Origin of the sequence: Actinomadura sp. WAC 06369 (assembly GCF_003947565.1) — a bacterium.
Taxonomy (GTDB): domain Bacteria; phylum Actinomycetota; class Actinomycetes; order Streptosporangiales; family Streptosporangiaceae; genus Spirillospora; species Spirillospora rifamycini.
Genome location: NZ_QHJN01000309.1, coordinates 1 through 4,380, shown reverse-complemented (window position 1 = coordinate 4,380; position 4,380 = coordinate 1). Strand labels below are relative to the sequence as shown.

The 4,380-nt window shown below is 72.8% G+C and carries 5 protein-coding genes; 3 read left to right on the top strand and 2 right to left on the bottom strand.

All coding sequences use genetic code 11. The features are described from left to right. Positions 1-564, bottom strand: a 564-nt coding sequence (recX, locus tag DMH08_RS38690; RefSeq protein WP_125621206.1) for a recombination regulator RecX, incomplete at its 3' end; no start/stop codon positions are given. Between the two features lie 133 nt (positions 565-697). Then, positions 698-1,816: a recombinase RecA gene (gene recA / locus DMH08_RS38685; RefSeq protein WP_026405532.1), complete on the bottom strand. Its 1,119-nt coding sequence runs from the start codon at positions 1,814-1,816 to the stop codon at positions 698-700. Between the two features lie 245 nt (positions 1,817-2,061). On the opposite strand from recA, the gene DMH08_RS38680 reads away from it, so the two are divergent. The 3 genes from DMH08_RS38680 to DMH08_RS38670 all read left to right on the top strand — a co-directional run. After that, on the top strand, positions 2,062-2,931 hold the full coding sequence (locus DMH08_RS38680) for an ATP-grasp domain-containing protein (RefSeq protein WP_026405531.1): 870 nt from the start codon (positions 2,062-2,064) through the stop codon (positions 2,929-2,931). A 103-nt stretch (positions 2,932-3,034) separates the two neighbouring features. Beyond that, entirely contained in the window at positions 3,035-3,928 is an 894-nt protein-coding gene (locus tag DMH08_RS38675; RefSeq protein WP_125621204.1) for an IS5 family transposase, read from the top strand. Between the two features lie 165 nt (positions 3,929-4,093). After that, on the top strand, positions 4,094-4,380 hold a 287-nt coding region (locus DMH08_RS38670), incomplete at its 3' end, for a hypothetical protein (RefSeq protein ID WP_125621208.1).

Genomic DNA, 4,380 nt, shown 5'->3' with positions numbered 1-4,380 from the left:
ATGCTCGCCCGCAAGGGCTACCCGCCCGGCCTCGCCTACCGCGTCGTCCAGGTCGGTGCCTTCGGCGGCGAGGGCCTCCTTGACGACGCGGTAGGCGAGGCCGGGCGGGTAGCCCTTGCGGGCGAGCATGCCGACGAGGCGGCGCATCCGCTTGGCGGGGTCGACGCCGCGGGTCGCGGGGAGGCGGCGGGCGACGAGGGCGCGGGCGGTCTCCTCCTCGCGGGCGGGGTCGAGGGCCTCCACGGCGTCGTTGACGGTCTCGTCGGCGACGCCGCGGCGGCGCAGCTCGGCGGCGAGGGCGCGCTTGGCGAGGCCCCGGCCGGCGTGCCGGGACTGCACCCACGCCTGGGCGAACGCCTCGTCGTCGATGAGCCCGACGTCGGTGAACCGGGACAGGACGCGCTCGGCGACGTCGTCCGGGACGTCCTTGCGGCGGAGGGCGTCGGCGAGCTGCGCGCGGGTCCGCGGGGAGCCGGTCAGCAGCCGCAGGCAGATGTCGCGGGCCCGGGACTCCGGGTCACGCGCCTCGGCCGCCGGGGCGTCGCCGTTCGGGTCGCCGTTCATGCCGCGCGAGCGGCGGCGCCACCGGGGAAGGTCCGGACACCGGCGCGCCGGTGCCGGGTCAGGCGCCGCCGCCCTACATACGAGATCATCGCTTACTCTTCGTCAGGAGTCACCCATATCGCGGGATTCACCGTCAGGAATCACCGGCCTTGGCCTTGGCGGTCTTCTTCGCGGCCGTCGTCTTGGCGGGCGCGGCGGCGGGGGCCGGGGGCGCCGCGGCGGCGTCCGCCGGGACGGGCTCGGCCTCCTTGTCGACCTTCGGGCCGATGCCGAGCTTCTCCTTGATCTTCTTCTCGATCCCGTCGGCCATGTCCGGGTTGGCCTTGAGGAAGTTGCGGGCGTTCTCCTTGCCCTGGCCGAGCTGGTCGCCGTCGTAGGTGTACCAGGCGCCGGACTTGCGGACGAACCCGTGCTCGACGCCGAGGTCGATGAGGCCGCCCTCGCGGCTGATGCCCTGGCCGTACAGCAGGTCGAAGTCGGCGACCCGGAAGGGCGGGGCCATCTTGTTCTTGACGACCTTGACCCGGACGCGGTTTCCGACGGCCTCGGTGCCGTCCTTGAGCGTCTCGATGCGGCGCACGTCCAGCCGGACGGACGCGTAGAACTTCAGCGCCCGGCCGCCGGTGGTGGTCTCCGGGGAGCCGAACATGACGCCGACCTTCTCGCGGAGCTGGTTGATGAAGATCGCGGTGGTCTTGGTCTGGTTGATCGCGCCGGTGAGCTTGCGCAGCGCCTGCGACATCAGGCGGGCCTGGAGGCCGACGTGGCTGTCGCCCATCTCGCCCTCGATCTCGGCGCGCGGGACGAGCGCCGCGACGGAGTCGATGACGACGATGTCGATCGCGCCGGAGCGGATCAGCATGTCGGTGATCTCGAGGGCCTGCTCGCCGGTGTCGGGCTGGGAGACCAGCAGGGCGTCGATGTCGACGCCGAGCTTCTTGGCGTACTCGGGGTCGAGGGCGTGCTCGGCGTCCACGAACGCGGCGATGCCGCCCTTCTTCTGGACGCTGGCCACGGCGTGCAGCGCGATCGAGGTCTTGCCGGAGCCTTCCGGCCCGTAGACCTCGACGACGCGGCCGCGGGGCAGCCCGCCGATGCCGAGCGCGATGTCGAGGGAGATCGCGCCGGTCGGGATCACCTCGACCGGCGCCCGGGCCTCCTCGCCCATCCGCATGACCGAGCCCTTGCCGAACTGCCGCTCGATCTGCGCGAGGGCGGTCTCGAGAGCCTTCTCCCTGTCGTTCGCTGCCATGAGATGTCCTTATTCGTCGTGACTGTCGGCTCTCTGGCCGCTGCTTGCGATGTCGAGGGCGACGTTACGGCGGGCCACCGACATTTTCGACCGCCCGGCGCGCCTGTGGACGACGGCGCGGGCGGGGACCAGCTTACCGAACACTCGTTCGATCATCGTCCGGTGCGTCGTTTCGGCCGGAATCTCCGTGCGCGCCCGGGGTCGGCCCCCGTACGCTGGCTCCGTCCACGGAGGGGTATCCCATCATGACGCTGACCGTCCTCTTCTGCGTCGATCCGCTGCACCCCCGGCGCGTTGACCCCCATTTCACCCGCGAGGCCGCGGCCGTGCGGGACCACTACGGCGAGATCGCCCTGATCGACCACGACGCGGCGCAGCGCGGCGACGCCGCCGAGGCGGTGCGCCGGGTGCCGGACGGCCTGGGCGCCGTCTGGTACCGGGGCTGGATGCTGTCGGCCGGCGAGTACGCGGCGCTGGCGGCCGCGCTGAAGGCGCGCGGGGCGACGCTGCTGACGCATCCGGACGACTACCGGCGCGCCCACGAGCTGCCGGGGTGGCACGACACGTTCGCCGGGCTGACGCCGCCCAGCGTGTGGCGGCCGCTGCCGCCGGGCGGCGACCCGGGCGGGGCGGCCGAGCTGGCGGAGCTGGTGCGCCCGCTGAGCCCCGGCCCGGGCGTCGTGAAGGACTACGTGAAGTCGTGCAAGCACGAGTGGGACGAGGCGTGCTTCGTGCCCGACGTGCACAACGCGGCCCGGCTCCGCGACGTCGCCGCGAAGATGATCGCCCTGCGCGGCGACTTCCTCGCGGGCGGGCTGGTCGTGCGGGAGTTCGAGGAGTACGCCGGCGCGGGCGAGGCGCGCGTGTGGTGGGTGGACGGCGAGCCGGTGCTGGTGGGGCCGCATCCCGACAGCCCCGACGTGGAGCCCGTCCCGGAGGTCGCGGACGTGGCGCCCGCCGTGCGGGCGCTCGGCTGCCGGTTCATCACCACCGACCTGGCGCGCCGGTCGGACGGCCGGTGGCGCGTGGTGGAGGTCGGCGACGGCCAGGTCAGCGACCTGCCCTCCACGGTGGACGCGATGGACCTTTTCGCCCACCTCCCGGTGCCCGATTAGGGCCTGTTTCGAAGTGAGATGAGCGGCGGCGTGTCATGCGCCGGACGCAGCGAGGTCTCCGGTAGAGCGTTCATCGACCAAGAAGAACAACACCGGAGACCTCGTGGCCACCCTAGCGGTGACGAGGCGGCACGACCTCACCGACGAGCAATGGGCGCGGCTGGAACCCCTGCTGCCCGCGCCCAGACGTCCGGGCCGGCCCTCGAAATGGACGAAACGGCAGCTCATCGACGGCATCCGCTGGCGGACCCGGGTCGGCGCCCCGTGGCGGGACGTGCCCGCCTGCTACGGCTCCTGGCAGGCGGTGTACTCGCTGTTCCGCCGCTGGCAACGCGACGGCACCTGGGCCGACATCCTGGCCCGGCTCCAGGCCCAAGCCGACGCCGCCGGGCTGATCGGCTGGCAGATCGGCATCGATTCCACCGTCCTGCGCGCCCATCAGCACGCCGCCGGAGCCCGCCGGCGCGGCGAGGCGCAGGCCGAACCGCCCGGCGGAACCACGGCCGAGCCCGGCGACCACGCCTTGGGGCGGTCGCGGGGCGGGCTGTCGACCAAGCTGCATCTGGCCTGCGAGCAGGGGCAGAAGCCGTTGTCGCTGGTGGTCACCGCCGGGCAGCGCGGCGACGCACCCCAGTTCGAGGCGGTCATGGCCGGGATCCGGGTCGCCCGGATCGGCGGCGGGCACCCGCGCACCCGGCCCGAACGGGTGCGCGGGGACAAGGCGTACTCGTCCCGCGCGATCCGGGCCCATCTGCGGCGGCGGGGCATCGCGGCCACGATCCCCGAACCCGCCGACCAGGCCCGCCACCGGCTCCGGCGCGGCGCCCGCGGCGGTCGCCCGCCCGGCTTCGACCCGGTCGACTACCGCGAGCGCCACGCCGTGGAGTGCGGCATCAACCGGCTCAAACGCCACCGGGCGGTCGCCATCAGGTTCGACAAGCTCGCGGTCCGCTACCAGGCCACCGTCCACATCGCTGCCATCAACGAGTGGCTCTGATCAACTTTGAAACAGGCCCTAGTCCTTTGTTTCGCTCCAGCGGGAACCAGGCTCCGTTTCGCCGCGTCTCACTCTCTCAAAACCTCCGTACACCGAAGGGATGTGCTCTTCATGCCGCCTCAGGAGCCCGCCCGCCGGCTCAGATCCCGTGCCGTGAAGGTCGGGATGGTGAGCGCGCTCTCGGTGACCCTGGTCGCCTGCGGGTCGAAGTCGACGGTCGCCCGCTGCGTCGACCGCGACGACCCGGGCGGGCGCAAGGTGGTGTCCGACTTCAACTGCGACCGCGACGACATCGACGGCGGCACCTCGTACGGCCAGTACTACTGGTACTACGGCGGCAGCGTCCGCAACGGCTACGCGTCGGGCGGCTCGTCGGTCCGGCCGAAGGGCACGATCAAGTCCAGGAACGGGACGACGCTGAGCCGGGGCGGGTTCGGCGGCCGCGGCGGGGG

Excerpts from the sequence above, each read along its gene's own strand:
- recA (WP_026405532.1), bottom strand. The coding sequence starts at position 1,816 with ATGGCAGCGAACGACAGGGAGAAGGCTCTCGAGACCGCCCTCGCGCAG.
- DMH08_RS38680 (WP_026405531.1), top strand. The coding sequence starts at position 2,062 with ATGACGCTGACCGTCCTCTTCTGCGTCGATCCGCTGCACCCCCGGCGC.